This window comes from Bacteroidota bacterium (genome assembly GCA_018692315.1).
In the GTDB taxonomy this organism is placed as follows: domain Bacteria; phylum Bacteroidota; class Bacteroidia; order Bacteroidales; family JABHKC01; genus JABHKC01.
Genome location: JABHKC010000206.1, coordinates 1 through 4,734, shown reverse-complemented (window position 1 = coordinate 4,734; position 4,734 = coordinate 1). Strand labels below are relative to the sequence as shown.

Below are 4,734 nucleotides of genomic sequence, written 5' to 3'. Positions count from 1 at the left end.
TTTAAGAAAAAAAAGTAAATTTGAAGTATGAAAAAATGATTTTGTAAACTGAAATTTTGTCATATTAAAGCGTTCTTTAAAACCAAAATCTAGAGGGGTCAATATGGCCGGATTGAGGGGTCAACATGACCGGTATATCCAGCAGTTTCGAAAAATTAATTATCTTTGTAATTGAATGATTGAAACAAGAGATAATATTGATAATTGGATTGGAAGATTTTTTACTTTTATCTTCTTATTTTGCTTGCTATTGATAACGACTAATGATTCAAATTCAAATACTGACTGTCAAAATATTTCTTTAGAGCAAATCGTTGATATCAATAATTCAGCTACACTTGTTAAACCTGCCAGTCTTCCTGATTATAATGTTTCTTTTGAAAATTGCATTCGCTTTGACATAGAATCATGGAAAAACAAATTTGATTTAACGATTTCTAACAAAATAGTAAATCAGCAATTTAAAACGGAAGAATTAAGATTTTACGAGTTTAAGCCAAATCTATTAAGGCTTCAACTTTCCTACTTACAGTTCACCTCTACTTTGGATTACTTATTGATTTCATAATAATATTTATACAATTTTTTTAAGGAGGCTTTTATGTATGTGATAAAGCCTATATTATTAATTCAAAAATTTAAAATTATGAAATCAATAGTTTATATATTAATAACAGTATTTATAAGTAGTATACTAATTTCTGCATTTCCAAAATCTGTTAGAAAGGAAAAACAAATAGTTACAATTCAATGTGTCAATGAGAATTATTCTCCAGACATTTTAATAAAGTCAGCGGATATTATTAAAGCCAGATTAAAGGATTATGGAATACAAAATGCTGATGTTTTTGTTGACCATAAAGCGTCATGTATCGACATATCCATTGATAGTCAAGTAGAATTAGTTGATGTTACTAATTTGTTGACTTCGAAAGGAAGCGTTGAGTTTTATGAGACTTATGATAGATTAGAAGTTATTAAAAATCTTGGTGTAGAAAAAGATTTAGCTTCAATATTAAATATTCCATCTGATGAGAAGAAAATTGATGGTTGTACAGGAATATATGGATATTGTAAAGAAGATAAAAAATCAGAAGTAGAGCTTTATCTGAAAAAGCATTATGCAAGTAAACCAGGTCATGGGATAAACTTCTATTGGAGTGAGCAGCCAAATGATAATAAAGATTTTCAATTATTTTTACTTCAAAGTAATGCTTCACTTGATAATTCTTACATCTCTAAATCGGTTGTTAAAAATGATTTGTCGGGTAAAAAACCTGAGCTGATGGTTTCTTTTAACGAGTCAGGAAAATCAATTTGGAAAGACATTACTAAGCGAAATATTGGTAAATCAATTGCGATTGTAATGGATAAAAAGGTGCTTCAAGCTCCAATTGTAAAGTCGGAGATAATAGAAGGTAAGTGCATTATTACAGGAGACTTTTCGATTAATGAAATAAATCGGATTAATTCATTGATAAATAATGAAGAATTACCTTTAGAGTTTAAATTGAAGAATTAACGCCACATAATACGCGGTCATAAAACATTGGGGAGTTAATAGGTATGCCAGCATTTTAGCTCGCATCAAAATCAGGTGTAGCTTGACAAGAAAGCTACTCCGAACTCCCTAATGTTTCATGCCGCAACCGATAAATCATCTCATCAAAAACCATTTTCATATGATTATATTTTTATTTTATTGATTATGAGCATATTGAAATTTCTATTTAACATAATATTTTTGACTACCTCCACTTTCATATAATCATGTTCGTGTGTGTCAATAATAAATTGTCATGAATGTTTCATTTGTTCTTTTATCTTTTCGATATACTTTTCCTTTATTTTTTTTACAAATGCATATATAATATTTTATCGTAATTCTATCTTTATCATTCTATTACTAATTTTTTTGTTTTAATATAATCATTGTTTTGTATTTGAATGAGATAAATTCCTTTTTCAAAGTATGAAATATTCAATCTTGTTTTGTTTTGCCTTATTAGTTCAGTATGAATAAGTCTTCCATCAATAGAATAAATAAAGATATTAGTTTCTTTATGATTGGCTAAATTTATGTGAATACTTCCTTTGCTTGGATTTGGATAGAAATTAATTTCATTGTTTTTCTCTAAATCGTTCACAGATGTTCCTGCATTTTTGATACAACGGATTTCAAAACCATAAGCTTTGCTACGTTTATTACGGCCAACCTGGGTTTCAGTATAGAATAGCTCTCTGTTCCAGGCTTCTGAGCTATTAGCTTCTGTAGCACTCCAAAAATCTGAGTTTATGAATAAATCATAAAAAGTACCACTTATGCCTCTAAAACCTGCAGGAATAGCAATAAACCCGGAAGTGCCAAATTCAGCATTATTTTCTAAAACATCTTGTACCCAAAGACTTGCATTTCCTGCAAGTTTGCTGCCTTCGTTAGTGCCTCGCCAATCGGTACCTTCAGCCTCAGACTGAGACATTCCTAAAAACATTTCTAATTCTTTCCATTCATCATCACTTGGGAGATGCCAGTTGTCAGGACAAACCCCTTGAACTCCGCTTGGATTTTGATAACTGCTTGTTTCATCATTCATAGCAGCAGCCCAAGTATATAAGGCACCAAAAATTCCGGCTGCAGTTGCTGAATCATCATTAAACCAAAAATAATATTTTGTGGAATAATCGCCTGTTATATCATCAACATATGTTCCATCAACCAAAGCTGTTCCATCAGCATAATGGGTTGTTTTCAGATTTTCTGTCATCCATTCCTGATTTCCAATAATAATAGTTTGATAAATATTTCCATCATAATCGCTTATTGTGCCTTTTTGTTGAGCATTAATATTCAACCTCACCAATAGAAACAGTAAAAATAATGTCAATATAGTAGATAAATTATTCATAACTAAATGTTTTTGCTTAGCTAATATCCCTAAATAAAAATTTAACAAAATACTATATTTTTTAAATATTCAACATTCAAATATTGCCTTTGCATAGAAATTTTGTTGTTGAAAATTGTTTATTGAAAATTGAGTATTGAATGTTTTCTTTGCTTCTTGTTCTGTTTTATCCAAAACAGATAATAAATAGCTTAGGGAAATGGAAATGATTATCCTTTTGGAACTTGTGAATATGAAAATTTGGCAGCGCAAACCTTTGCAAATACAAAATAAGCCCTTCGCCATAATCTTGACGTGTATATAGCTTGTATCACCATTTTTTTAAAGATTATATTTATTGGTACCAGAATTTGAGAAAAGAAGCAAAAGCAAAAATATTGTTGTCGGCTTCGCAATTATCTGAATTAAAACCCTGGCGAAAAATAAGAATCAAAAATCAAAATTATTTATACAAATCGCATAAATATGTTTTAAAAAAATATGAAATTAAAGAATCGGAATTTGTTTTGTATTCTTGTTAGTTACTCCTTGTTAAGTATGCCATTTTCTTAACGTTGGGCTATGCAGCGGGCGGGCTTTAACCAACACCTTTTCAAACTGCAAATAGCCAAATTTTTGATTTACCTTATAAATTATTTTAAACCGGCAAATCAAAGATTTGGCGGAGATTCTATAATGCATAATGCCTTCAATTTGCCTGATAGTCAGCATGATGTATAGCTTTTGTTACAGGTATGTTATTTGTATTTTATTTCAGAAGCAATGTTTATTTTTTATTAATATTATCTTTTTCACCTTTTTCGATGATATTCAAATCTTCTTCATTTACACGTCCAAAACCTTGTTCTTGATTGTCATTACTGTTAGATTGACTATTGTCATTTTGATTGTTGTTTGATTGGTTACTTTGGTCGTTGTTCGAATTCTCATTATTGTCAGCCATAATTCAGTTTTTAGTTATTTGATTAATAAGTTGATAAAAAGTAGTATTGTTGAAACAATAATAGAAAAAATAGCCAAATACAAACCTGCTTTAAAATATGACTGTTGTTTTTCCGTTGTTATTTCATTTTGTTCATAGGTTGTCAAATTAGCAGCTACTTCTAATTCTAATATTTTGTTCGGCTCTTCATTTTTAAGGCTATCCAATTTTAAAGCATTAAATCCAGTTCTCATTTTTCTTGGCTTTAAAACCAAAAGCATAAATGTAACAGAACCTATCATTGAAATTATAGGGAATATACTTATCCATTTTATACAGTTATTTGCTTCATTTATCGCAGAAAAAAATAAAGGGACGAAAATTGAGAGCATCGCAGTGATAGTTGCAGCTTTAGAATGTGTGGCAACAAAACTGTCAAATTGCTCTTTTATTAAGTCTTTTGATTTATTTACAAAATATTCTATGCTGTCTTTTTCCATATATCATGGTCGTTAAAATTACCTGTAACATTAGTATAAACGGAAAATTCCGTTTATTTCTTTATTATTTTTTTTAATTTCTTTATCAATTAAACTATTTCTAATTTCATTTTTCAAATATAATTATTTCTTAATAATTATATCATCTTATCAATGGTTTTAATATAGTGTGTTTGGTATTTTGAAACACTTCATTTCCAATTTGCTGCTAATTTTATTTCTTGCTTTAATCTTCATATTTAGCAATATCAGTCAAATTCACTATATTTTTTGTGTGTGCCCAGCATAAGCGTATGCGGACACCCACCTTGATGTTCAATAAAAATTTCAAAAATAGAAATATTTTTTGAAAATAAAAATTGATATTCAATTTGGCAGTAATTCCGCAACAAAAATAATCAGCCAG

General features: G+C 29.2%; 5 protein-coding genes. 2 read left to right on the top strand and 3 right to left on the bottom strand.

Annotated elements, in window-relative coordinates:
- The first annotated feature begins 175 nt into the window (after positions 1 to 175).
- Both HN894_15455 and HN894_15450 read left to right on the top strand, forming a co-directional pair.
- Complete coding sequence (locus tag HN894_15455) at positions 176 to 568, top strand: hypothetical protein (GenBank protein MBT7144718.1); 393 nt, start codon at positions 176 to 178, stop codon at positions 566 to 568.
- Positions 569 to 646: 78 nt separating this feature from the next.
- Positions 647 to 1,522 carry a hypothetical protein gene (locus HN894_15450; GenBank protein ID MBT7144717.1) on the top strand — a complete coding sequence of 292 codons (876 nt, stop codon included), beginning with the start codon at positions 647 to 649 and terminating at the stop codon, positions 1,520 to 1,522.
- 373 nt (positions 1,523 to 1,895) lie between these two features.
- On the opposite strand, the gene HN894_15445 is transcribed toward HN894_15450, so the two are convergent.
- The 3 genes from HN894_15445 to HN894_15435 form a co-directional block, all read right to left on the bottom strand.
- A complete protein-coding gene (locus tag HN894_15445) occupies positions 1,896 to 2,906 on the bottom strand; it encodes a T9SS type A sorting domain-containing protein (protein MBT7144716.1) in 1,011 nt (336 codons plus the stop codon).
- A gap of 766 nt (positions 2,907 to 3,672) precedes the next feature.
- Complete coding sequence (locus HN894_15440) at positions 3,673 to 3,849, bottom strand: hypothetical protein (GenBank protein ID MBT7144715.1); 177 nt, start codon at positions 3,847 to 3,849, stop codon at positions 3,673 to 3,675.
- A 14-nt stretch (positions 3,850 to 3,863) separates the two neighbouring features.
- Positions 3,864 to 4,328 (bottom strand): hypothetical protein, encoded by a 465-nt coding sequence (locus HN894_15435; protein ID MBT7144714.1) that lies wholly within the window; start codon positions 4,326 to 4,328, stop codon positions 3,864 to 3,866.
- Positions 4,329 to 4,734: the final 406 nt, after the last annotated feature.